The organism is Streptomyces sp. NPDC102441 (assembly GCF_044765585.1).
Classification (GTDB): domain Bacteria; phylum Actinomycetota; class Actinomycetes; order Streptomycetales; family Streptomycetaceae; genus Streptomyces.
Genome location: NZ_JBIWKH010000004.1, coordinates 343,896 through 364,316, shown reverse-complemented (window position 1 = coordinate 364,316; position 20,421 = coordinate 343,896). Strand labels below are relative to the sequence as shown.

The 20,421-nt window shown below is 68.8% G+C and carries 30 protein-coding genes and 1 pseudogene; 7 read left to right on the top strand and 24 right to left on the bottom strand.

The genetic code is table 11. The features are described from left to right. Positions 1-73: 73 nt before the first annotated feature. The 21 genes from rplO to rpsJ form a co-directional block, all read right to left on the bottom strand. On the bottom strand, positions 74-529 hold the full coding sequence (rplO, locus tag ACIREO_RS10485) for a 50S ribosomal protein L15 (protein ID WP_103514103.1): 456 nt from the start codon (positions 527-529) through the stop codon (positions 74-76). A gap of 1 nt (position 530) precedes the next feature. Then, a complete protein-coding gene (gene rpmD, locus ACIREO_RS10480; RefSeq protein ID WP_018550611.1) occupies positions 531-713 on the bottom strand; it encodes a 50S ribosomal protein L30 in 183 nt (60 codons plus the stop codon). Next, positions 713-1,312: a 30S ribosomal protein S5 gene (gene rpsE / locus ACIREO_RS10475; protein WP_103514101.1), complete on the bottom strand. Its 600-nt coding sequence runs from the start codon at positions 1,310-1,312 to the stop codon at positions 713-715. The genes rpmD and rpsE overlap by 1 nt, the downstream gene beginning before the upstream one ends. Positions 1,313-1,359: 47 nt before the next feature. Next, a complete protein-coding gene (gene rplR, locus ACIREO_RS10470) occupies positions 1,360-1,743 on the bottom strand; it encodes a 50S ribosomal protein L18 (protein ID WP_033297607.1) in 384 nt (127 codons plus the stop codon). Between the two features lie 2 nt (positions 1,744-1,745). Continuing rightward, positions 1,746-2,285, bottom strand: a complete 540-nt coding sequence (rplF, locus tag ACIREO_RS10465; RefSeq protein ID WP_404107226.1) for a 50S ribosomal protein L6 — start codon at positions 2,283-2,285, stop codon at positions 1,746-1,748. A gap of 21 nt (positions 2,286-2,306) precedes the next feature. Next, entirely contained in the window at positions 2,307-2,705 is a 399-nt protein-coding gene (rpsH, locus tag ACIREO_RS10460; RefSeq protein ID WP_073792868.1) for a 30S ribosomal protein S8, read from the bottom strand. A 222-nt stretch (positions 2,706-2,927) separates the two neighbouring features. After that, positions 2,928-3,113 (bottom strand): type Z 30S ribosomal protein S14, encoded by a 186-nt coding sequence (locus ACIREO_RS10455; RefSeq protein WP_003948630.1) that lies wholly within the window; start codon positions 3,111-3,113, stop codon positions 2,928-2,930. Between the two features lie 2 nt (positions 3,114-3,115). Then, positions 3,116-3,673: a 50S ribosomal protein L5 gene (rplE, locus tag ACIREO_RS10450; RefSeq protein ID WP_018101220.1), complete on the bottom strand. Its 558-nt coding sequence runs from the start codon at positions 3,671-3,673 to the stop codon at positions 3,116-3,118. Continuing rightward, positions 3,673-3,996: a 50S ribosomal protein L24 gene (gene rplX, locus ACIREO_RS10445; protein WP_404107225.1), complete on the bottom strand. Its 324-nt coding sequence runs from the start codon at positions 3,994-3,996 to the stop codon at positions 3,673-3,675. The genes rplE and rplX overlap by 1 nt, the downstream gene beginning before the upstream one ends. A 2-nt stretch (positions 3,997-3,998) precedes the next feature. Beyond that, positions 3,999-4,367 carry a 50S ribosomal protein L14 gene (rplN, locus tag ACIREO_RS10440; RefSeq protein WP_003966950.1) on the bottom strand — a complete coding sequence of 123 codons (369 nt, stop codon included), beginning with the start codon at positions 4,365-4,367 and terminating at the stop codon, positions 3,999-4,001. Positions 4,368-4,467: 100 nt separating this feature from the next. Further along, positions 4,468-4,776 carry a 30S ribosomal protein S17 gene (rpsQ, locus tag ACIREO_RS10435; RefSeq protein WP_404107223.1) on the bottom strand — a complete coding sequence of 103 codons (309 nt, stop codon included), beginning with the start codon at positions 4,774-4,776 and terminating at the stop codon, positions 4,468-4,470. Then, a complete protein-coding gene (rpmC, locus tag ACIREO_RS10430) occupies positions 4,776-5,000 on the bottom strand; it encodes a 50S ribosomal protein L29 (protein ID WP_073718386.1) in 225 nt (74 codons plus the stop codon). Before rpmC ends, rpsQ begins: the two co-directional genes overlap by 1 nt. Further along, the gene (rplP, locus tag ACIREO_RS10425; protein WP_014154587.1) at positions 5,000-5,419 is read right to left on the bottom strand and encodes a 50S ribosomal protein L16; all 420 of its coding nucleotides are present in this window, start codon (positions 5,417-5,419) and stop codon (positions 5,000-5,002) included. Before rplP ends, rpmC begins: the two co-directional genes overlap by 1 nt. A gap of 5 nt (positions 5,420-5,424) precedes the next feature. Continuing rightward, on the bottom strand, positions 5,425-6,264 hold the full coding sequence (gene rpsC, locus ACIREO_RS10420) for a 30S ribosomal protein S3 (RefSeq protein ID WP_404107221.1): 840 nt from the start codon (positions 6,262-6,264) through the stop codon (positions 5,425-5,427). Continuing rightward, complete coding sequence (rplV, locus tag ACIREO_RS10415; protein WP_073733141.1) at positions 6,264-6,611, bottom strand: 50S ribosomal protein L22; 348 nt, start codon at positions 6,609-6,611, stop codon at positions 6,264-6,266. The genes rpsC and rplV overlap by 1 nt, the downstream gene beginning before the upstream one ends. Positions 6,612-6,653: 42 nt before the next feature. Continuing rightward, positions 6,654-6,935, bottom strand: a complete 282-nt coding sequence (gene rpsS / locus ACIREO_RS10410; RefSeq protein WP_015610726.1) for a 30S ribosomal protein S19 — start codon at positions 6,933-6,935, stop codon at positions 6,654-6,656. 12 nt (positions 6,936-6,947) lie between these two features. Next, the gene (gene rplB / locus ACIREO_RS10405; protein ID WP_404107219.1) at positions 6,948-7,784 is read right to left on the bottom strand and encodes a 50S ribosomal protein L2; all 837 of its coding nucleotides are present in this window, start codon (positions 7,782-7,784) and stop codon (positions 6,948-6,950) included. 39 nt (positions 7,785-7,823) lie between these two features. Continuing rightward, the gene (gene rplW / locus ACIREO_RS10400) at positions 7,824-8,147 is read right to left on the bottom strand and encodes a 50S ribosomal protein L23 (RefSeq protein WP_014154589.1); all 324 of its coding nucleotides are present in this window, start codon (positions 8,145-8,147) and stop codon (positions 7,824-7,826) included. Further along, positions 8,147-8,797, bottom strand: a complete 651-nt coding sequence (rplD, locus tag ACIREO_RS10395) for a 50S ribosomal protein L4 (protein ID WP_404107217.1) — start codon at positions 8,795-8,797, stop codon at positions 8,147-8,149. The genes rplW and rplD overlap by 1 nt, the downstream gene beginning before the upstream one ends. Positions 8,798-8,801: 4 nt before the next feature. Beyond that, positions 8,802-9,446: a 50S ribosomal protein L3 gene (gene rplC / locus ACIREO_RS10390; protein ID WP_014154591.1), complete on the bottom strand. Its 645-nt coding sequence runs from the start codon at positions 9,444-9,446 to the stop codon at positions 8,802-8,804. A 14-nt stretch (positions 9,447-9,460) separates the two neighbouring features. After that, positions 9,461-9,769 carry a 30S ribosomal protein S10 gene (rpsJ, locus tag ACIREO_RS10385; protein WP_003948644.1) on the bottom strand — a complete coding sequence of 103 codons (309 nt, stop codon included), beginning with the start codon at positions 9,767-9,769 and terminating at the stop codon, positions 9,461-9,463. Positions 9,770-10,274: 505 nt separating this feature from the next. Between rpsJ and ACIREO_RS10380 the strand changes: the two genes are divergently transcribed. Beyond that, positions 10,275-10,901 (top strand): hypothetical protein, encoded by a 627-nt coding sequence (locus ACIREO_RS10380; protein ID WP_404107216.1) that lies wholly within the window; start codon positions 10,275-10,277, stop codon positions 10,899-10,901. A 5-nt stretch (positions 10,902-10,906) separates the two neighbouring features. On the opposite strand, the gene ACIREO_RS10375 is transcribed toward ACIREO_RS10380, so the two are convergent. After that, the gene (locus tag ACIREO_RS10375; protein WP_404107215.1) at positions 10,907-11,116 is read right to left on the bottom strand and encodes a DUF397 domain-containing protein; all 210 of its coding nucleotides are present in this window, start codon (positions 11,114-11,116) and stop codon (positions 10,907-10,909) included. Then, complete coding sequence (locus ACIREO_RS10370) at positions 11,113-11,991, bottom strand: helix-turn-helix domain-containing protein (protein WP_404107213.1); 879 nt, start codon at positions 11,989-11,991, stop codon at positions 11,113-11,115. Before ACIREO_RS10370 ends, ACIREO_RS10375 begins: the two co-directional genes overlap by 4 nt. Positions 11,992-12,221: 230 nt before the next feature. On the opposite strand from ACIREO_RS10370, the pseudogene ACIREO_RS10365 reads away from it, so the two are divergent. From ACIREO_RS10365 to ACIREO_RS10345, 5 genes and pseudogenes are all read left to right on the top strand, one after another. Continuing rightward, positions 12,222-12,341: pseudogene (locus ACIREO_RS10365) on the top strand (ATP-binding protein); the annotation flags it as partial. Positions 12,342-12,642: 301 nt separating this feature from the next. After that, positions 12,643-13,668 (top strand): helix-turn-helix domain-containing protein, encoded by a 1,026-nt coding sequence (locus tag ACIREO_RS10360; RefSeq protein ID WP_404107212.1) that lies wholly within the window; start codon positions 12,643-12,645, stop codon positions 13,666-13,668. A 34-nt stretch (positions 13,669-13,702) separates the two neighbouring features. After that, positions 13,703-14,581, top strand: coding sequence for a hypothetical protein (locus tag ACIREO_RS10355; RefSeq protein ID WP_404107210.1), 879 nt, complete (start codon positions 13,703-13,705; stop codon positions 14,579-14,581). Between the two features lie 330 nt (positions 14,582-14,911). Then, positions 14,912-15,364: a GNAT family N-acetyltransferase gene (locus ACIREO_RS10350; RefSeq protein WP_404107208.1), complete on the top strand. Its 453-nt coding sequence runs from the start codon at positions 14,912-14,914 to the stop codon at positions 15,362-15,364. Positions 15,365-15,551: 187 nt separating this feature from the next. Continuing rightward, positions 15,552-16,007: a peptidoglycan-binding protein gene (locus ACIREO_RS10345; protein WP_404107206.1), complete on the top strand. Its 456-nt coding sequence runs from the start codon at positions 15,552-15,554 to the stop codon at positions 16,005-16,007. An 886-nt stretch (positions 16,008-16,893) separates the two neighbouring features. On the opposite strand, the gene ACIREO_RS10340 is transcribed toward ACIREO_RS10345, so the two are convergent. Continuing rightward, on the bottom strand, positions 16,894-18,006 hold the full coding sequence (locus ACIREO_RS10340) for a hypothetical protein (protein WP_404107205.1): 1,113 nt from the start codon (positions 18,004-18,006) through the stop codon (positions 16,894-16,896). A gap of 313 nt (positions 18,007-18,319) precedes the next feature. Here ACIREO_RS10340 and ACIREO_RS10335 point away from each other — a divergent pair, with 313 nt between their 5' ends. Next, the gene (locus ACIREO_RS10335) at positions 18,320-20,311 is read left to right on the top strand and encodes a PIG-L family deacetylase (RefSeq protein ID WP_404107533.1); all 1,992 of its coding nucleotides are present in this window, start codon (positions 18,320-18,322) and stop codon (positions 20,309-20,311) included. Positions 20,312-20,421 lie beyond the last annotated feature (110 nt).

Here is a 20,421-nt window from a genome sequence, read left to right as displayed (position 1 = left end):
GACCAACCGGGGATGCCCCAAATGAGAGGCATCCCCGGTCGGGTGTTCAGGCCACAGACCTGTCCGAGTTGTCTCAGACGAGTTCGGTGACGGTGCCGCCGGCAGCGGCGATCTTCTCCTTGGCGGAGCCGGAGACGGCGTCAACCGAAACCTGCAGCGCCACGGAGATCTCGCCCTGTCCGAGGACCTTGACGAGGTGGTTGTTACGCACAGCGCCCTTGGCGACCAGATCGGCCACCGTGACCTCTCCACCCTCGGGGTAGAGCGTCGAGAGCTTGTCCAGGTTCACGACCTGGTACTCCGTGCGGAACGGGTTCTTGAAGCCCTTGAGCTTCGGGAGACGCATGTGGAGGGGCATCTGGCCACCCTCGAAGCGCTCCGGAACCTGGTAACGAGCCTTCGTACCCTTGGTACCACGGCCTGCGGTCTTACCCTTGGACGCCTCACCACGACCCACACGGGTCTTGGCGGTCTTGGCGCCCGGGGCAGGCCGGAGGTTGTGGGCCTTCAGCGGGCTGTTCTCCGCCATGTCAGTCAACCTCCTCAACCGTCACGAGGTGGCGGACGGTGTGAACCATTCCGCGGAACTCGGGGCGGTCCTCCTTGACAACCACGTCGTGCAGGCGCTTGAGCCCGAGCGAACGCAGGGTGTCGCGGTGGTTCTGCTTGCTGCCGATGTACGACTTCGTCTGCGTGATCTTGAGGCGAGCCATTACGCACCCGCTCCCGCACGTGCACGAAGCAGAGCCGCGGGGGCGACGTCCTCGAGGGGCAGACCGCGGCGGGCCGCGATCTCCTCGGGACGCTGCAGGCCCTGGAGGGCCGCCACGGTCGCGTGCACGATGTTGATCGGGTTCGAAGAACCGAGCGACTTCGACAGGATGTCGTGGACGCCGGCGCACTCCAGAACGGCGCGCACCGGGCCACCCGCGATCACACCGGTACCGGGGGAAGCAGGCTTGAGCAGAACGACGCCCGCAGCCTTCTCGCCCTGGATCGGGTGAGGAATGGTGCCCTGGATACGCGGGACCTTGAAGAAGCTCTTCTTGGCTTCCTCGACGCCCTTGGCGATGGCCGCGGGAACTTCCTTGGCCTTGCCGTATCCGACACCGACGGTGCCGTCACCATCGCCCACCACGACCAGCGCGGTGAAGCTGAAGCGACGACCACCCTTCACTACCTTGGCGACGCGGTTGATCGCGACGACACGCTCGACGTACGCGGTCTTCTCGGCCGCAGCACCGTCACGGCCCTTCCGGTCCCGCCGCTCGCCGCCACCGGCACCGCTTCCGCGGCGCTGGGGTCCAGCCATTGGATTTACCTCTCTCTGTTACGTCCGCTGTGCGTTGGAACCGGGGCTTAGAACTTCAGCCCGGCTTCACGGGCGGCGTCAGCCAGAGCGGCAATCCGCCCGGCGTACTGGTTACCACCGCGGTCAAACACGACGGCCTCGACGCCTGCGGCCTTGGCACGCTCGGCGACAAGCGCGCCGACCTGCTTGGCCTGGGCGCTCTTGTCACCCTCCGCACCGCGGATCGACGTGTCCAGGGTCGACGCCGACGCGAGCGTGTGGCCCGCGATGTCGTCGATGACCTGGGCGACGATGTGACGGTTGGAACGCGTCACGACCAAGCGCGGACGCTCCGGCGAACCGGAGATGTGCTTGCGGACGCGGATATGGCGCCGCTTGAGAGCGGCACGCTTGTACGCGTCGCCCTTGGCGATCTTCACACCGTATGCCATGGCTACTTACCAGCCTTTCCGACCTTGCGCCGGATGACCTCGCCGGCGTACTTGACGCCCTTGGCCTTGTACGGGTCGGGCTTCCGCAGCTTGCGGATGTTGGCGGCCACTTCGCCGACCTTCTGCTTGTCGATGCCCTCGACGCTGAGCTTCGTGGGCGACTCGACCTTGAAGGTGATGCCTTCCGGAGCCTCGATGAGGATCGGGTGGCTGTAGCCCAGGGCGAACTCCAGGTTGGAGCCCTTCGCCTGGACGCGGTAACCGACACCGCTGATCTCGAGCGCCTTGGTGTATCCCTGGGTCACACCGGTGATCATGTTCGCCACCAGCGTGCGGGACAGGCCGTGAAGGGCCTTGTTCTGACGCTCGTCGTTCGGGCGGACGACGCTGAGCACGCCGTCCTCACCCTTGGTGACCTCGATCGGCGCTGCGACGGTGTGGGAGAGGGAACCCTTGGGGCCCTTCACCGCGACCGTGCGGCCATCGATGGTGACGTCCACACCGGCGGGAACCTGGATGGGGAGCTTGCCGATTCGCGACATGAGCTTTCCTTCCTTTCCCGACTACCAGACGTAGGCGAGGACTTCCCCACCTACGCCCTTCTTGCCTGCCTGCTGGCCGGTCAGGAGACCGTGGGACGTGGAGATGATCGCCACGCCCAGGCCGCCGAGGACCTTCGGCAGGTTGGTGGACTTTGCGTATACACGCAGACCCGGCTTCGAGATGCGCTTGATGCCGGCAATCGAACGCTCGCGGTTCGGCCCGAACTTCAGCTCGAGAACGAGGCTCTTGCCGACCTCGGCATCCTCGACCTTCCAGCCGGTGATGAAGCCCTCCTGCTGGAGGATCTCCGCGATGTGCGACTTGATCTTGCTGTGCGGCATCGCGACATCGTCGTGATACGCCGAGTTCGCGTTACGCAGACGCGTGAGCATGTCTGCGATGGGATCAGTCATGGTCATGAGTTGGCCTTCGGCCTCTCTCGCCGGGGTTTCCTGTATGCGCCATCCCTCTCCCCACTCAGTGGCGGGACGGGTGCGGTGCGGGGACCTACGGCGTAGTAAGTCGGTCAGGGCGGCAGGCGCCCAACCCTTCAAGCCTACGGCATGAAGAGCGGGGCCCTTGCCGACCAGATACTTACCGAGAGCCTCCTGGTCCTCCAACGCCCAAAGGGCGAAGAAGAATTACCAGGAGCTCTTGGTCACGCCCGGAAGCTCGCCACGGTGAGCCATCTCACGAAGGCACACGCGGCAGAGACCGAACTTGCGGTAGACGGAGTGGGGCCGGCCGCAGCGCTGGCAGCGGGTGTAACCGCGCACGCCGAACTTCGGCTTACGGGCGGCCTTAGCGATCAGAGCCTTCTTCGCCACGGTCAGTTCTCCTTGAACGGGAAGCCGAGGTGACGAAGCAGGGCACGACCCTCGTCGTCGTTGGTCGCCGTGGTGACCACGGTGATGTCCATGCCCCGGACCCGGTCGATCTTGTCCTGGTCGATCTCGTGGAACATGACCTGCTCCGTGAGACCGAAGGTGTAGTTGCCACGGCCGTCGAACTGCTTCGGCGACAGGCCACGGAAGTCACGGATACGCGGAAGCGCGAGCGACAGCGTACGGTCCAGGAACTCCCACATGCGGTCACCACGGAGGGTGACGTGGCAGCCGATCGGCTGCCCCTCGCGCAGCTTGAACTGCGCGATCGACTTGCGGGCCTTCGTGACGGCCGGCTTCTGGCCGGTGATCGTGGTGAGGTCCTTGACGGCCCCGTCGATCAGCTTGGAGTCGCGGGCGGCGTCGCCCACACCCATGTTGACCACGATCTTGACCAGACCGGGGATCTGCATGACGTTCTCGTACGAGAACTCCTCACGCAGCTTGCCGGCGATTTCCTCGCGGTAGCGCGTCTTGAGACGCGGCGCAGTGGTGGTCGTCATCAGATGTCCTCACCGTTCCGCTTGGCAACGCGGATCTTCTTGCCCTCGTCGTCAAAGCGGTAACCGACGCGGGTGACGACCTTGTTGCCGTCCTTCTCCACAACCAGCTGTACGTTGCTGACGTGAATCGGGGCCTCGGTGGTGACAATGCCACCCGTCTGCGAACCGCGAGCCGTCTGACCGGCCTTGGTGTGCTTCTTGACCCGGTTGACACCCTCGACGAGGACACGGTCCTGCGTGGGGAAGGCAACGATGACCTTGCCCTGCTTGCCCTTGTCCTTACCGGTGATGACCTGAACCAGGTCGCCCTTCTTGATCTTCATGCTTACAGCACCTCCGGCGCGAGCGAGATGATCTTCATGAACTTCTTCTCGCGCAGCTCACGGCCCACCGGGCCGAAGATACGGGTGCCGCGGGGGTCGCCGTCGTTCTTGAGAATGACAGCGGCGTTCTCGTCGAAGCGGATGTACGAGCCATCCTGACGACGACGCTCCTTGACGGTGCGAACGATGACGGCCTTGACGACGTCACCCTTCTTCACGTTGCCACCGGGGATCGCGTCCTTGACGGTGGCGACGATGACGTCACCGATGCCCGCGTAGCGGCGACCCGAGCCACCGAGAACACGGATGGTGAGAATTTCCTTCGCACCCGTGTTGTCGGCGACGCGCAGTCGCGACTCCTGCTGGATCACGTCTATCTCCTGATCGTCTGCCGGTTCCCGGCGGGGACTCCGGTGAAGGAGTCCCCACCGAGCCTGGCGGAACTTACCTGCGGGGGATGCCCCTCAGGAATTACTTGGCCTTCTCGAGGATCTCGACGATGCGCCAGCGCTTCGTGGCGGACAGCGGACGCGTCTCCATGATGACAACGCGGTCGCCGACGCCTGCAGCGTTCTGCTCGTCGTGTGCCTTGAGCTTGTTCGTACGGCGGATGACCTTGCCGTACAGCGCGTGCTTGACACGGTCCTCGACAGCGACGACGACGGTCTTGTCCATCTTGTCGCTGACGACCAGACCCTCACGGGTCTTGCGGAATCCGCGGTCACCCACGGTGGAACCGCTCTTGTCTGCAGTGGTCTCAGTCACAGTCTTCTCGCTCATCAGACGCTCTCCACCGTCTCGATGCCCAGCTCGCGCTCGCGCATCAGGGTGTAGATCCGGGCGATGTCCTTACGGACGGACTTGAGCCGACCGTGGTTCTCGAGCTGGCCCGTCGCCGCCTGGAAGCGGAGATTGAACAGCTCTTCCTTGGCCTCGCGAAGCTTGTCGAGAAGCTCCTCGCCGCCCAGTTCGCGCAGCTCGGACGCCTTGGTACCGGCCGACATCACGACTCACCTGCCTCGCGCCGAACGATCCGGCACTTCATCGGAAGCTTGTGAGCAGCGCGGGTGAGCGCCTCACGAGCAATCTTCTCGTTCGGGTAGGACAGCTCGAACATCACCCGACCGGGCTTGACGTTCGCGATCCACCACTCGGGAGAACCCTTACCGGAACCCATGCGGGTCTCGGCAGGCTTCTTCGTCAGGGGGCGGTCCGGATAGATGTTGATCCAGACCTTGCCGCCACGCTTGATGTGGCGGGTCATCGCGATACGAGCTGCCTCGATCTGGCGGTTCGTCACGTACGCCGGGGACAGCGCCTGGATGCCGTACTCGCCGAACGCAACCTGCGTGCCACCCTTGGACATACCGCTGCGCTTCGGGTGGTGCTGCTTGCGGTGCTTGACCCTACGGGGGATCAGCATTTCGGTCAGGCCTCCGTTCCGGTGCTCTCAGCCGGAGCAGCGGCGGCGGGAGCGTCGGCCTTGGGGGCCTCCGCTGCCGGCGCGGACTGCTGCGGCTTGCGGCCGCCGCGACCGCCACGCTCGCCACCACGGCCACCACGGCCGGCCGGGCGGTCAGCGCCGCCACGGGCCGGACGGTTGCCGGCACGAGCCGCTGCGTTCTCGGCGCGGACCTCGGCGATGTTCTTGACGTCGCCCTTGTAGATCCAGACCTTCACACCGATACGGCCGAAGGTCGTCTTGGCCTCGAAGAAGCCGTAGTCGACGTTCGCACGGAGCGTGTGCAGGGGCACGCGGCCCTCGCGGTAGAACTCCGAGCGGGACATCTCGGCGCCGCCGAGGCGGCCACCGCACTGGATCTTGATGCCCTTTGCGCCGGCCTTCATCGTGCTCTGCATGCTCTTACGCATGGCACGACGGAAGGAGACGCGGGAGGAGAGCTGCTCGGCGACGGCCTGGGCCACCAGCTGAGCGTCCACCTCGGGGTTCTTGACCTCGAGGATGTTCAGCTGGACCTGCTTGCCGGTCAGCTTCTCCAGCTCGCCACGGATGCGGTCGGCCTCGGCGCCACGGCGACCGATGACGATGCCCGGGCGGGCGGTGTGGATGTCAACACGGACGCGGTCGCGGGTGCGCTCGATCTCGACCTTCGAGATGCCGGCCCGCTCCATGCCCTTCGTCATCATGCGACGAATGGCGACGTCTTCCTTGACGTAGTCCGCGTACAGCTTGTCGGCGTACCAACGGGACTTGAAGTCCGTGGTGATGCCGAGCCGGAACCCATGCGGGTTAACCTTCTGGCCCATTACCGGGTTCCTTCCTTGCTGCTGACGACCACGGTGATGTGGCTGGTCCGCTTACGGATCCGGTAGGCACGGCCCTGAGCACGCGGACGGAACCGCTTCAGGGTCGGGCCCTCGTCCACGAACGCCTCGCTGATGACCAGCGAAGAGGCGTCAGGGTGGTCGTAGTTGTGTGCAGCGTTGGCGATGGCGCTGTCAAGCACCTTGCCAACCGGCACGCTCGCGGCCTGCGGGGCGAAACGCAGGACCGCCTGAGCCTCCGTGGCGTCCATGCCACGGATGAGGTCCACCACTCGGCGGGCCTTCATGGGCGTGACGCGGATGTACCGCGCCTGGGCCCTGGCTTCCATGGTTGTCCCTTCGGTGTGAGTCATAGTCGTTTCCACCCCGCGCTAGCGGCGCTTCGACTTCCGGTCGTCCTTGACGTGGCCGCGGAAGGTGCGAGTCGGCGAGAACTCGCCGAGCTTGTGGCCGACCATCGACTCGGTGACGAACACCGGGACGTGGATCTTGCCGTTGTGCACCGCGATGGTGTGACCCAGCATGGCCGGGATGATCATCGAGCGACGGGACCAGGTCTTGATGACGTTCTTGGTGCCTGCTTCGTTCTGTACGTCCACCTTCTTGACGAGGTGGCCGTCGACGAAGGGCCCCTTCTTGAGACTGCGCGGCATCTAAACCCGCTCCTAGCGCTTCTTGTTCGTCTTGCGGCGGCGGACGATGTACTTGCTCGATGCCTTCTTCGGCGAGCGAGTACGACCCTCCTTCTGACCCCACGGCGAGACCGGGTGACGTCCACCGGAGGTCTTGCCTTCACCACCACCGTGCGGGTGGTCAACCGGGTTCATCGCGACACCGCGGACGGTCGGGCGGACGCCCTTCCAGCGCATACGGCCGGCCTTGCCCCAGTTGATGTTCGACTGCTCGGCGTTGCCGACCTCACCGATCGTGGCGCGGCAGCGTGCGTCGACCAGCCGGATCTCACCGGAAGGCATACGAAGGTGGGCCATCGTGCCCTCCTTCGCCAGCAGCTGCACGGAGGCACCCGCGGAACGGGCGAACTTCGCGCCGCCGCCGGGCCGCAGCTCGATGGCGTGGATGGTCGTACCGACCGGGATGTTGCGCAGCGCCAGGTTGTTGCCCGGCTTGATGTCTGCGCCCGGACCGTTCTCGACGCGGTCACCCTGCGTCAGGCTGCGCGGGGCGAGGATGTAACGCTTCTCGCCGTCCGCGTAGTGCAGCAGCGCGATGCGCGCGGTGCGGTTCGGGTCGTACTCGATGTGCGCGACCTTGGCCGGCACGCCGTCCTTGTCGTGACGACGGAAGTCGATCACGCGGTAGGCGCGCTTGTGGCCACCACCCTGGTGGCGAACGGTCACACGACCGGCGTTGTTACGGCCGCCCTTGCTGTGCAGGGGGCGGACCAGCGACTTCTCCGGCGTGGACCGCGTGATCTCGACAAAGTCGGCGACGCTGGAGCCACGACGGCCCGGGGTCGTCGGCTTGTACTTGCGGATACCCATTTCTCAGTCCTCGTCCGATTCCGGACGACTCGACCTCCGTCAGGAGGTCGGGCCGCCGAAGATGTCGATACGGTCGCCCTCGGCGAGGGTCACGATGGCGCGCTTCGTGTCGGCGCGCTTGCCGAAACCGGTCTTGGTGCGCTTGCGCTTACCCTGCCGGTTGATCGTGTTGACCCCGGTGACCTTGACCGAGAAGACCGCTTCCACGGCCTGCTTGATCTGGGTCTTGTTGGAGCCGGGCGCGACGATGAACGTGTACTTGTTCTCGTCGAGCAGTGCGTAGCTCTTCTCGGAGACAACCGGCTTGACGAGAACGTCACGCGGGTCCGAGTAGGTCTTGCTGGTAACGGTCGCCTCACTCATCAGGCGGCGCTCCCTTCGGTCTCAGCGGTCTGGGGGCCAGACACGAAGGACTCGAAAGCGGCCTGGGTGAAGACCACGTCGTCAGAGACGATCACGTCGTACGTGTTCAGCTGGCCCGGCTCCAGGATGTGCACCTGGGGCAGGTTGCGCGCGGACAGCCACGCGGCCTCGTCGGCGCGGTCGACGACCAGGAGCAGGTTGCTGCGCTCCGAGATCTTGCCGAACAGCGTCTTGGCGGCCTTGGTGGAGATCCCACCCTCGACCACGCCGGTGACGACGTGGATGCGGGAGTGACGCGCCCGGTCCGAGAGGGCACCGCGCAGGGCGGCGGCCTTCATCTTCTTCGGGGTGCGCTGCGAGTAGTCACGCGGCTGCGGGCCGTGGACGACGCCACCGCCGGCGAACTGCGGCGCACGGGTCGAACCCTGGCGGGCGCGGCCGGTGCCCTTCTGGCGGTACGGCTTGCGGCCACCACCACGGACTTCGCCGCGGCGCTTGGTCTTGTGCGTGCCCTGACGGGCAGCTGCCAGCTGTGCGACAACGACCTGGTGGATCAGCGGAACGCTGGTCTTCGCGTCGAAGATCTCCGCGGGGAGATCGACGGTACCGGCCTTGTCGCCTGCCGGCGAAAGGATGTCAATGGTGCTCATTACCTCAAGCCCCCTTGGCCGCGGTACGGACCAGGACGAGGCCGCCGTTCGGACCGGGGACCGCGCCCTTGATGAGCAGCAGACCCTTCTCCGCGTCAACCGCGTGGATGGTCAGGTTCTGGGTGGTGACGCGCTCGTTACCCATACGACCGGCCATGCGCATGCCCTTGAAGACACGCCCAGGGGTGGCACAGCCACCGATCGAACCGGGGGAACGGTGCTTGCGCTGGACGCCGTGGCCGGCGCCGAGGCCCTTGAAGTTGTGACGCTTCATGACACCGGCGAAGCCCTTGCCCTTGCTCTTGCCCGTGACGTCAACCTTGACGCCGGACTCGAACACCTCGGCAGTGACCTCCTGGCCCAGCGTGTACTCGCTGGCGTCAGGGGTGCGGAGCTCCACCAGGTGGCGGCGCGGGGTCACGTCGGCCTTGGCGAAGTGGCCCTTGAGGGGCTTGTTCACCTTGCGCGGGTCGATCTCGCCGAAGGCGATCTGGACCGACTCGTAGCCGTCGCTGTCGTTCGTACGAACCTGCGTCACGACGCACGGCCCGGCCTTGACGACGGTCACCGGGACAACCCGGTTGTTCTCGTCCCAGACCTGGGTCATGCCGAGCTTCTCGCCCAGGACGCCCTTGATGTTCTTGCTCATCTCGGCCCGTCCCCTCAGAGCTTGATCTCGATGTCGACGCCCGCCGGCAGGTCGAGGCGCATCAGCGAGTCAACCGTCTTCGGCGTGGGGTCGAGAATGTCGATGAGGCGCTTGTGCGTGCGCATCTCGAAGTGCTCGCGAGAGTCCTTGTACTTGTGCGGCGACTTGATGACGCAGTACACGTTCTTCTCAGTGGGCAGCGGCACCGGGCCCGCGACCGACGCACCAGTGCGCGTCACCGTCTCGACGATCTTCTTCGCCGAGGAGTCGATGACCTCGTGGTCGTAGGCCTTGAGCCGGATGCGGATCTTCTGTCCCGCCATGGCTACTAGTAGTCCTGTCTCTCATAACGCTCTGGAACCCGGGAGTTCTCGTAACTCCACCTCCGACCCACGCGGTCGGGCGTGTCGCATCCCCTCTACGAAGATCTCCCGAAGGAGATCCCAACCAAGGGGGTGCGGGCCTGAGACCTCGCGGCCGGGGGTAGAACACCCACCGGGTGCCTGGTCTGCGCCCTGCTGAACTTCCCGAAAGATTCCCGTACGTCCGGCCCTGGGGGTCGACGAGTACTGTGGGACTCGCTTCCGGTCCTCCCGGCGGGAGGCGCGCAGCATTGACACTCAACCGAGCAACCTGGCTAGTGTGCCACACGGGCTGTGGCGCTGGCCAATCGGGCCGGGGATCTTACCCCCTGCGAGGGACGGCTCAAACGCGGGCGCGACCCGCGACGGCCGGCTCGTGCACCGTGCCGCGATATTCGGTCGGGGGCCGCACGCCACCGCCCCTGGTGTGACCGGCCGGGACGGCTACTCACCGGGGGCACGGAACATGCGGACGCACTCGGCGGCGATCGCGCTCAGCGCGGTGAGCGACGCCGACGCGGTGCTCGCGGCCCGTACCGCACACGAGGCGGGCAACCTTCCGCCGCGCGCGCTGCTCCGGCACTTCTTCGCGATCTGGGCGGCATGGGACTGGGTAGAGCCAGTGGGCCCTGCTGCCCCCACCGGGGCCCCCGTCACGGTGCTGGCCCCGACTCCCCCCGTACGTTCCTGCACCACGCAGGTCTCCGCCGCAGGCCGCGATCTTCTCTCAGCCGAGCTGTACCGCGCCTGGGAGATCCTGGAGTCGGCCGGGGACGGGGACGACCCGCGTCCCCTGCTGTGCGCGCCGTCAAGCCTCCCCGAACTGCACCCGTCCTGGGCCCTCGCCTCCGTACCCACGGGCGGACCCGCCGAGGGGCGCCTGCGCGGCCGCCTCCTCACCCTGGCCGCCGCCCTCACCGAGGCGGGCGCCGCCGACTGCCGCATCTGGCCGCGCCCTCTCACGGCCGACGGCCGCACGGGGTACGCGATCGGGCTCGGCGCAACCCCGCCATCGGCCCACCGGCTGGCGGAGATCGGGGCGGAGGCGCTGCGGGGGATCCGGGACGCGTCGTTGGTCCCGGTACGTATATAGGGGGGTCAGCGCCCGGCGGCGTACGGGACGAAGCCCGCCCATGCGTCGGGGGCGAAGGCGAGACGGCCCCCCTGCACGTCTTTGGAGTCGCGCACGTGCACCGAGTCAGGCGCAGCCGCAACCTCTACGCATTCGTTGCTGTTGCTGCTGTCGCTGTAGCTGCTCCTGAACCACTCCAGCCGGGAAGCGTCTCCAGCAGAGGTCTCGCTGATCATGTCTCTCCCAGCACTTGCTCGATGAAGGCCAGCGACTCCCGAGGCGTGAGAGCCTGAGCCCGGATGATGCCACAGCGCAGCTCAACGATCCGGAGATGCTTCGGGTCCGAGACCGGGCGACTGCCGAAGTCGCCCTCGGAGCGCCCCACCGCCGAGCCGTCCTTGAACTTCAGCACCTGCATCTCCCCGCCCATTCCGGCGTGATCGTCGCGGCCGGTCGGCATCACCTGGATCTCGACGTTCCGCAACTGCCCCACCTCCAAGAGCCGTTCGAGCTGTGGCCGTAGCACCATTCTGCCCCCGAGGTGCCGCCGCAGCGTCACCTCTTCCTGGACAAAGCTGAGCTCCGGTCCGGGAGAGCGGTCAAAGATGGACTGCCGGGCCATACGGGCAGCCACCAGCCTCTCCACCTCATCCGGCGAGAAGGCGGGCCGGCGCATCCCGAACAGCGCCCGTGCATACTCCTCCGTCTGCAACAGGCCGTGGAGGTTGTGACTCCCGTAAGCAGAGAGCTCCACCGCCTGCGCCTCCATCTTCGCGAGCTCCCGGATCTTCTTCGGGTACCGGACCGCCGCCACATCGCGCTTCATCGCGGCGATCTTGCCGCCCGCTCCCAGGACCTCGTCCGACCTGTCCAGGAACTCCGGCCGAGGGATCCGCCGCCCGCCCTCCACCTTGCGGACCAGGTCCTCCCCGTACCCGATCGCGGCTCCGAACTCACAAGCCCGCATCCCGGCCGCCTCCCGCCACGCCTTGATCTGGCGCCCCACGGCGGCGACCACCGCAACGCCCGACTCGTCATCGGGATCGACATCCCAGCCGGGCTCGTCCGCCCCGCCGCCACCCTGCTCCGTACCGACCCCGTCCACACTCATCCGTGCCCCACTTCCGACGTGCGTGCCGTTCTCCCTCAACCGCCTCTGTTCCCCGCACGTCACTCCGGACAGCTGGGACAGCACTGGACAAGCCCGGGACAATCACCGTACGCAAGGGCTCAGTCACTGGGCACGGTACGCAGACCCGGCCACGCTGAGTGACATGAACCAACAAACCGCCACCCCTCAACTCCCGGCCACCGAACGCACGTTCACGGTGCTGCTCTCCCCCACCCGCCGGGGGCGGGCGCGGCCTGCTCATCGTCGAGGCCCTCGCCGACCGCTGGGGCGTCACCCCGGGCCCGGTCCCGCGCAAAAAGGTCTGGGCGGAGCTCGACCTCACGCCGTGACCGGCTCCACCGGGTCGCGGGCACCCACGACCCGGTCGGCCACGACCCGGTGACCCGCGACGCGGCCACCCACGACGTCTAAAGGCTTTTAAAGAACTCGGGAAAGAAACCCGACCAAACCCCACCCCACCCCCGTCCTGACCTGCATCACTCGCACGGGTGACATATCGCAACAGGGCTGGATTTGGGGCGGGTTGGCTGGCATATGCTCGCCGCGACAACCACAGACACGAGACGGCCCCCGACCGAGACGGCAAATCTCAACCGGAGGCCTGACCACGAGGAAGAGATCACCTTCCCGATGGATACCCCGCAGGTTACCGCGCCCCCGTGCGCCCAGCCCGGCTCCCCCGGCGCTCAGCCCGACGTCACGCCGACATCCGGCGTCCTCCACGTCACCGTCCGCCACGTCTCCGGCTTCACGGTCATCGGCAACCACCTCGCCCAGCACCGCGGCCTCTCCCTCGTCGCGATCGGGCTCGCCGCCCACATCCAGTCGCTGCCCGCCGGGGCCAAGGTCGGCATCAAGGCCCTGACCGCCCGCTTCCCGGAGAGCGAAGCCCGCATCGCCGCCGCCCTGCACGAGCTGGAAGCCACCGGCTACCTCCACCGCAGCCGCGTACGCCTCCCCGACGGCCGCCTGGTCACGCGCACGGTCTCGTACAACCGGCCCGGCGCCACGGCCACCGCGCCGCGCCCCCAGCCCCGCCACAGCGAGCCACCATCCGTCCTCGCCGTCCTGCCAACGCCCGCACCGCCCCGCGAGGCAGCGGCCCCACCCCCGGCTGCCGTCGAGGTACCACCTCCGCCGCCTGCTGCCCCACCCGCAGCCCCGGCACTCCTGCCGCCGGCCACCCCCGTCCACGTACCGGCTCCCACGGCCCCGAGGAGACAGCCCGCGCCGCTCCCCCACCCCCACGCACCCACCGAGGAACTCCGCCGGGCCGCCACAGCGCTCCTCGCCGACCTCCGCCGCCATGCGCCCCAACTAACCCTCGCCGAAGCGGACATCGAAGCACTCACCCCCGGTGTCGCCGTCTGGCTCGAACGCGACGCCCACCCCGACACCATCCGCCACGCCCTCACCAGCGACCTCCCGACTCCCGTCAAACACCCGGCGAAGTTCGTCCGCAGCCGCATCACCACGCTCCTGCCGCCCCCACTCCCCGGCACCGCAGACCTCACCCCGCCGCCCCGTCGCAAGGTCATCGTGATCCCGCTCCAGAACTGCGACACCTGCGACCGCGCCTTCCGCGCCACCGAGCCAGGACACTGCCGCGACTGCCGAATCGACGCACGCCAAGACCTGCACACAGCCGCAGCCTGACAGCCACGGCCACCCTCACCCCGAACGGACCCACATGGTCAGCTCACCCCACGAAGCAATGCACCGCATCTTCCAGGAGTACCCCGGCCTCTTCTCCCGCGTATCCGAAGTCCTCGGCGTCAACATCCCGACGCCCACCTCAGCCACCGTCCTTGCCACCGACCTCACCGAGAACAGCCCTGTCGAACGCCGTGTCGACACCCTCCTGCGCATCGAAACGCAGGGCGACGGCCCCTTCCTCCTCGCCATCGAGGCCCAGGGCAAGAAGGACCCACGCAAGACCGCAAGCTGGCCCTACTACGTCAGCTATCTCCACAACAGATACGGCGCCCTGCCCGTCCTGCTCCTGGTCGTCTGCCAGGACCACGCCACCGCCCAATGGGCCGCCCGCCCCATCACCATCGGCCTCCGCCAATGGCAGACACTCACCCTCAACCCACTCGTCGCCGGCCCGCACAACATGCCCGTCATCAAGAACGTCGCCGAGGCCCGCAAGGACCTCGCGCTCGCCACTCTCGCGGCCATCACACACGCCGACAATCCGGACGTCGATGCCATACTGAAAACGCTCTCCGCCGCACTACGCGACACACCGGAAAGCATCGCCGAACCCATCGCTGAACTGATCGCACAGGGCCTGGGCAACCGCCCGGCCGCACAACAGTGGAGGCACCTGGTGGCCGTGGACACGTCTTTCTACAAGTCCTTCATGTCCGAAGAAATCCGGGACGAAGGCCGAGCCCAAGGCCGAGCCGAAGGCCTCCTGCTGATCCTCGAAGCACGCGGCATCGCCCTCACCGACGAGCTCCGGCAGAAGATCACCACCTGCACCGATCCCCAGCTCCTTCACCAGTGGCTCCACCGCGCCACCACCGTCACCACCGCCGAAGAAGTCTTCGCCGAGGGTCACTGACCGGCTTGCCCGGACGGTAGCGGGGAGCCCTGCCACGCCGCTACCGTCCGAAGTCTCCGCGCGCGTCCGGCTTACGGAGGGCGCACGAGCCTTCACGCCAAGGTGATCGCGGCAGACCGCCATACAGCCCTGTTGGGCAGCGCGAACCTACGGGTCGCGGTCTGAGCCGCAATGTCGAGATCGGTGTCATCCTTCGCGACTCAGGCGCGGTCGGCAGGCTGGTCGACCACATGCGCTGGCTGACCGGGCCCGACGGGCTCCGCCGAGCCTGAACCTGTCCACCATCCGGTCGGACGGGGGCCCGGCGTTCGCCTCTGAGAGACTCCCGTCATGTCTGTACGTACCACTCAAGTGTGGTCCCTGCGGCCCGCCGTCCCCGATGACATCGAGGCCATAGCCGAGCTCCGGGCCGTCGTCATGCGCCCCGACCTGGAGCGACTGGGGCGGTACGCCGAGCACCGCGTCCGGCAGCGCCTGCGTGACGCCTACGCCCCCGAGCACACCTCGGTCATCGAGGCGGGCGGGGCCCCGGCCGGATGTGTCGCCCTGCGGCCCTTCGAGGACGGCCGGCTGCTGGAGCACTTCTACCTCGCCCCGGAGCTCCAGGGCAGGGGCATCGGCACCGCCGTCCTGGCCGGCTTCCTGGCGCGTACGGACGCCGAGGGCGTGCCCGTCCGCCTCCAGGTCCTCCAGGGCAGCGCCGCCCGCCGGCTGTACGAACGGCACGGCTTCACCCTGGAGCGCGAGGACGCGGTGGACGTCTTCATGGTGCGGACGCCGTAGACCCGGAGCATGCGCCTCCTCCCCCCTGTTCTGGGCTTTTCGGGCGGCGCCGAAGAACCTGGTCCGGTCCCGCTGTTCCGGGGAAGCTCAGGTCCAGCGCCGCAGGGGGAACGCCGCCCCTGCCGCACCACGGAGCGGGCGGGGCCGGTGCACGGTGCGGCCGCTTCACGGACCCATGGGGGAACGCATGCGACAGAAGGTTCTGACAAGGACGCTCGTCAGCCTCACCACCGTCGTCGGGATCGCCGCCGGGAGCCTGGCGGGGGCGAGCGCGAGCTTCGCGGCACCCGCGCAGAGCACGACGGCGGCGAGCGCCGAGGCCGGTGTGCTCGCGACGGTCAACCTCGGGCTGAGCTCCACGCAGGCCAAGGCCATCCAGCGTGTCCTGAAGGCCAACTGGGGCTACACCGGGGCGATCGACGGGCAGCTCGGCACGAACAGCTGGAAGGCGCTGCAACGCTTCCTCAAGAAGAGCTGGGGCTACACCGGCGCGATCGACGGAGTCGTCGGCCCCAACACCGTGAAGGCTCTGCAGCGTTACCTCAAGAAGCACTTCGGCTACACCGGCGCGATCGACGGAGTCGCCGGATCGGGGACCCAGGCCGCCTTCAAGCGGGCGGCCAACGCCTGCCCTGCCTGCTGACCTGACACCGACAGCGCACGCGTGCCCGGCCCGCTGAGCAGTACGCGGGCCGGGCACGCGTCTGCCGGTCCCGCAGGTGGTCGCACGATCCCCCTCGCGCCGCTTTGCGCGGTGCCCCTGCCCGGCGGGAGCATGACCGACAGGGGCTCCTCGTACGGACCGACGGGCCCGCCGCATCAGGGGGAGATGCCGTGCTCCGTATCCACTTCACCGACGCCGACCTGATCAGGACCCGCATGGCCGCCGGGCCGGACCCGCTGTGGGAGATCTGCACGAGCCTGCACCGATTACAGACCCGCCACGGCCGCTGGGCCTACGCCGACTGGTACCGCACGTCCCGCGACCGGCTGCACGCCGGCCAGTTCACCCGCACCCTGCGCACGCTCCTGCTGCCTCTGGTCCCCCGGGCCGCCTACTTCCCGGACTTCCTGACCCCGCCCGAGGCATCCGAAGGCCTCGACAGCGGCCTGGAAGCCATCCGGGCCACCCCGCCACGCCGCGTCCTGGACGAGGTGGGCGTACTCGGGCGCACCGGAGCCCCTGCGTGGGCGCCGCGCCTGGCCGAGCCGGACATGCGGGAGGAGCTGGTCCGGGCGATGCGGACCTACTACGACACGATCATCGCGCCGCACAGCGACCACGCCCAGGCCCGCGTAGAGGCGGAGCGCTCCGCCCGCGCCCGCGCCGTCCTCGCCCACGGGGCCGAGGGGGTCCTCCGGAACCTGGGGCCCTGCCTGCGGTGGCGGCGCCCCGTCCTGCACACCGTCTACCCCGAGGATCGCGACCTGCGTCTGGAGGACTTCTGGACCGGTGGTTCAGCCGCGCCGTCACCGCCACCTCCGCCGAGGAGATCTTCGGCGACGAGTGACCCGGGCCCACGCGTGCGTCACGTACGCGTGAGCGTGCCGCAGGCCCCGTCCGGCTGCCACTCCCCCCGGTCGTACGGGTCCACGTCGTCTCCGGTGGGGCCCGGGGCCGGGGTGTCGCTCGGGAAGGACGGGTGCAGGAAGCCGTCGTTGATCTCGCAGGCGGTGTTACCGAAGTTCTGCTCCGACGTGAGGACGGAGAGCTTGCCGCGCGTCGCCTCGAACCGCTGGGGGTCGTGCAGCACCGTCGTCAGCCGCCGCCGCACGATCGTGCGCGCCACCTCGTCACCGCCCGGCCGCACCAGCGGATAGACGAAGGTGTAGTCGGAGTGCACCTCCACGGACCCCGCGTCGCCCGCTTCGAAGGTCGTCTGCCCGAGGGTCTTGACGACCTCCCCCACCAGCCGCGTCTCGCCCGGGTCGAACCGGCTGAACAGCATCAGCGGGTCCTGTTCCTCGGAGGGCTCCGCCAACGACCGCTCCAGCCGCTCCCGTTCCCCCTTCTGCATCGGATCGAGGAGTTCCAGCGCCCTGTCGGGCTTCTCGCCCCGCAGGGTGGCCGGGTCGAGGTTGGCGGCGATGATCAGCTGCCGGGTCGCCCGCAGGGCCTGCTCGACCTCGTCCTTGCTCATCCCTCCGACGGCCTCGGCCTCGGGGAGCTCGATCCCCGTCGCCCCGTCCGCCCAGTCGGCCGCGGGCGACCCGAGGAACGGCTGCTCCGGGGTCGGCCCGGCCCGGCCGGGCTCGTCGTCCCCGCCGGGCAGGTGATCGGTCAGGAGGCTCGGCCGCATGGCGACCACGAAGATCCCCAGGACCACGAGGAACCCCAGGACCGCCGCGAGGCGCCGTCTCTTCCGGGAACGGCCGCCCCCGGTCGGCGGGCCCGTGCGCCAGCCCTCCGGCTGCCACTGCTCGGCCGGCTTGCCCTTACGGCTCCGGCGCCGCCCGCCCGCCGCCTGCTCGTCCAGCGCGCGCAGCCGCGCGGTGACCATCCGGGCGCGGGCCGAGGGCTCCTTCGGAGCGTCGGCCCCACCCTCCTCCGCCCGCCGGATCAGCTCCGCCCACTGCTCGTCGGAGACGGGAACCGCGCCCTCCCCGTGATCAGGAGATCCTTCTGGCGTGCTCGTGCTCATCGTTCTGCCCACTCCCCCATGCAGTTGTCAGGGCAACTTCATCCGGGGCGTGTGAACACGGACAAGAGAACTCAGCATTCCGTGACGCTCTTGTGATCGTCCCGTGGGGGCACCGCGCATCTCGCCGGGCAACCTCGCCACCCGGATCCCCGTCTATCCCCCCGCAGGAAGAGGCGCAAAGCCCTGACCTGCGCTGACCGACAGCACGCAGCTCTGGGCACCCGCCCGCCCGCTGCGGGGGGACGCGGACGGAGTGCGTGGCGTGACGAATGGACCTGCCCTGCCCGGAAACGGTGTGCGCAGACGCACCGTCATGACCATGGCCGCCGCCGGCGCGGCGCTCAGCGCCTGCTCCGTCCCGGCACCCCGGCGCACGGACCCCGCCCCGGATCCCGCACCCGGCCTGCCCGTCAGCACCGCGCGGCGGGCGCTGGTCATGCAGATACTCGCCCACCCGGACGACGACCTGTACTTCATGAACCCGGACACCCGGCGCGCCCTCGACGACGGGACACCGCTGGTCTGCGTGTACCTCACGGCCGGAGAGGCCGACGGAGTCAACAAGGTCCCCGGCCGCGCCCGACCCGCCCCGGACAAGGCCGCCTACTCCTCGGCACGCCACCAGGGGCTACGACAGGCGTACGCGACCCTCCTCGGGCTGGAGAAGTTCACCCCCTGGGAGATATCGGTCGCCGAGCTCGGTGACGGGCACCGGGCCGAGGTCAACACCCTGACCGCCGGGGACCGCCGGGTCGAACTGATCTTCCTCAACACGGCCATGCACACCGGCCACCACCGGCTCGGGCTGCCCAGCCTCTGGCAGGACCGCCGGCTCGTGCTGCGTACCGTCGTCGCCGACGGTTCACCACTGCGGCGCGCCGGCTCGTACACGTACGACGGGCTGATAGACGTCATCGCCGGGCTGCTGGAACGCTGCCGACCCACCGTCGTGCACACCCTGGACCCCGATCCGGACATCCAGCACAGCACCGAGGCGGTCCGGCGGGCGGACAGTGAGCAACGCGGGTACTCCGACCACGCCGACCACACCGCGGCGGGCTGCTTCGCCTGGGCGGCGATGATCCGCTGGGTCGCCAGGAGCACACGGGACGGCGGGCGGATACCGGGCTTCGCCGTCACCTCGTTCCGGGGGTACTACAACCGGCACTGGCCGAAGAACCTGCCGCCCGGCGTGCTCGACGGGAAGGCCGCCCCTCTCGTCCCCTACGGTGGCTCGCCCGGCTGGGGCTGCGGCAACCCATCGGGGTGCGGCGACTACAACGTCGGCGGCGACCGGCCACTGACCAACAGGAAGGGCTGGGTCCGCTCCACCCACCACCGCTATCCGGGCGCCCGTACCGTCGTCGCCGCCGAACCCGGCGGACCGCTCGCCGCGTACGCGGTGGTGGGGCTCCGCCTCGTCCGGTGGCGCGAGACCGACGCCGCCGGCGGGACCTGGGGCCCGCCGGCCGACCTCGGCGGCGGACCGCTCGCCCCGGCGCTGGGATCGACGGCCACGGCCGACGGCGCGCTGCTGCTGTTCGGGCTGCGCTTCGCGGCGCTCGGCGGACACGGGGCCGACAACGAGCGCGAGATCGTCCTGCTGGAGCAGAGCGCCCCTGGCGGCGGTTTCCGCGCCTGGCGCGGTCTCGGCACGCCCTCGCCCGGCCGGGACGACGGACGGCGCATCGGCGTACCCGTCGCCGTCACGGCGCCGGACGGCCGCGTCCACCTCTTCGTACGCAACGCGGAGAAGGGGCTCAGCGCGCGCGTACGGGAGGCGGACCGGACCTGGGGCGGATGGCGCGACCTGGGCGGCGGAGAGGTCCAGGACGGCCTGAGCGCCGTGGTGGACAGTGTCGGCCGGGTCCATGTGTACGGGGCAGGCCACCACGCGGTGCACCACTGGACCCAGGACACGCCGGGTGCCGGACTCACCGCCCGTACGCAGATCGACGCCGGGCCCGTGCCGGGCGGCGACACCCCCGCAGCGCTGCCGGCGGCCGACGGATCCGTGGACCTGTTCTACCGGGGCCAGGCGCGGGCCGTGACGACGGCCGTGCGGGGCGGGACGGCCACGGACCTCACCGGCTTCGACGGATACGGAGAACTGACCGCCGCCGGCCCCGCCCTGCTCGGCCGCACCGCGGACGGCCTGATCCAGCTCCGCACGGGCACGCGCCTCTCCGTACGGTCGCACGGGCCCGGCGCGCTGGACGGAGCCGCACTCCGCCCCGGTGACGACGGGCGCCCGGTGGTGGTGGGGCTGGGGACGGACGCCCTTCCCTGGGCGTGGCGCCCGTAGCCCGTACGCCACGACAGAAGACACGACAGAAGAGGGGCCCCGGCCCACCGCTCGCGCGGTGGGCCGGGGCCCCTCTCGGTGCTCTGTGCGGAGCAACCAGGTCAGACAGT

What these genes read in the sequence shown, in the direction of transcription:
- rplO (WP_103514103.1), bottom strand. Translation starts at nt 529, where the DNA reads ATGGCGGAGAACAGCCCGCTGAAGGCCCACAACCTCCGGCCTGCCCCG.
- rpmD (WP_018550611.1), bottom strand. Translation starts at nt 713, where the DNA reads ATGGCTCGCCTCAAGATCACGCAGACGAAGTCGTACATCGGCAGCAAG.
- rpmC (WP_073718386.1), bottom strand. Translation starts at nt 5,000, where the DNA reads ATGTCGGCCGGTACCAAGGCGTCCGAGCTGCGCGAACTGGGCGGCGAG.
- ACIREO_RS10340 (WP_404107205.1), bottom strand. Translation starts at nt 18,006, where the DNA reads ATGAGCACGAGCACGCCAGAAGGATCTCCTGATCACGGGGAGGGCGCG.
- rplE (WP_018101220.1), bottom strand. Translation starts at nt 3,673, where the DNA reads ATGACGACCACCACTGCGCCGCGTCTCAAGACGCGCTACCGCGAGGAA.
- rpsH (WP_073792868.1), bottom strand. Translation starts at nt 2,705, where the DNA reads ATGACCATGACTGATCCCATCGCAGACATGCTCACGCGTCTGCGTAAC.
- ACIREO_RS10360 (WP_404107212.1), top strand. Translation starts at nt 12,643, where the DNA reads ATGGATACCCCGCAGGTTACCGCGCCCCCGTGCGCCCAGCCCGGCTCC.
- ACIREO_RS10380 (WP_404107216.1), top strand. Translation starts at nt 10,275, where the DNA reads ATGCGGACGCACTCGGCGGCGATCGCGCTCAGCGCGGTGAGCGACGCC.
- ACIREO_RS10335 (WP_404107533.1), top strand. Translation starts at nt 18,320, where the DNA reads ATGACCATGGCCGCCGCCGGCGCGGCGCTCAGCGCCTGCTCCGTCCCG.
- rplB (WP_404107219.1), bottom strand. Translation starts at nt 7,784, where the DNA reads ATGGGTATCCGCAAGTACAAGCCGACGACCCCGGGCCGTCGTGGCTCC.
- rplV (WP_073733141.1), bottom strand. Translation starts at nt 6,611, where the DNA reads ATGGAAGCCAGGGCCCAGGCGCGGTACATCCGCGTCACGCCCATGAAG.
- rpsQ (WP_404107223.1), bottom strand. Translation starts at nt 4,776, where the DNA reads ATGAGCGAGAAGACTGTGACTGAGACCACTGCAGACAAGAGCGGTTCC.
- ACIREO_RS10350 (WP_404107208.1), top strand. Translation starts at nt 14,912, where the DNA reads ATGTCTGTACGTACCACTCAAGTGTGGTCCCTGCGGCCCGCCGTCCCC.
- rpsS (WP_015610726.1), bottom strand. Translation starts at nt 6,935, where the DNA reads ATGCCGCGCAGTCTCAAGAAGGGGCCCTTCGTCGACGGCCACCTCGTC.
- rpsC (WP_404107221.1), bottom strand. Translation starts at nt 6,264, where the DNA reads ATGGGCCAGAAGGTTAACCCGCATGGGTTCCGGCTCGGCATCACCACG.
- ACIREO_RS10345 (WP_404107206.1), top strand. Translation starts at nt 15,552, where the DNA reads ATGCGACAGAAGGTTCTGACAAGGACGCTCGTCAGCCTCACCACCGTC.
- ACIREO_RS10375 (WP_404107215.1), bottom strand. Translation starts at nt 11,116, where the DNA reads ATGATCAGCGAGACCTCTGCTGGAGACGCTTCCCGGCTGGAGTGGTTC.
- rplD (WP_404107217.1), bottom strand. Translation starts at nt 8,797, where the DNA reads ATGAGCACCATTGACATCCTTTCGCCGGCAGGCGACAAGGCCGGTACC.
- rpsE (WP_103514101.1), bottom strand. Translation starts at nt 1,312, where the DNA reads ATGGCTGGACCCCAGCGCCGCGGAAGCGGTGCCGGTGGCGGCGAGCGG.
- rplF (WP_404107226.1), bottom strand. Translation starts at nt 2,285, where the DNA reads ATGTCGCGAATCGGCAAGCTCCCCATCCAGGTTCCCGCCGGTGTGGAC.
- rplX (WP_404107225.1), bottom strand. Translation starts at nt 3,996, where the DNA reads ATGAAGATCAAGAAGGGCGACCTGGTTCAGGTCATCACCGGTAAGGAC.
- rpsJ (WP_003948644.1), bottom strand. Translation starts at nt 9,769, where the DNA reads ATGGCGGGACAGAAGATCCGCATCCGGCTCAAGGCCTACGACCACGAG.
- rplC (WP_014154591.1), bottom strand. Translation starts at nt 9,446, where the DNA reads ATGAGCAAGAACATCAAGGGCGTCCTGGGCGAGAAGCTCGGCATGACC.
- rplR (WP_033297607.1), bottom strand. Translation starts at nt 1,743, where the DNA reads ATGGCATACGGTGTGAAGATCGCCAAGGGCGACGCGTACAAGCGTGCC.
- rplW (WP_014154589.1), bottom strand. Translation starts at nt 8,147, where the DNA reads ATGAGTGAGGCGACCGTTACCAGCAAGACCTACTCGGACCCGCGTGAC.
- ACIREO_RS10355 (WP_404107210.1), top strand. Translation starts at nt 13,703, where the DNA reads ATGGTCAGCTCACCCCACGAAGCAATGCACCGCATCTTCCAGGAGTAC.
- ACIREO_RS10370 (WP_404107213.1), bottom strand. Translation starts at nt 11,991, where the DNA reads ATGAGTGTGGACGGGGTCGGTACGGAGCAGGGTGGCGGCGGGGCGGAC.
- rplP (WP_014154587.1), bottom strand. Translation starts at nt 5,419, where the DNA reads ATGCTGATCCCCCGTAGGGTCAAGCACCGCAAGCAGCACCACCCGAAG.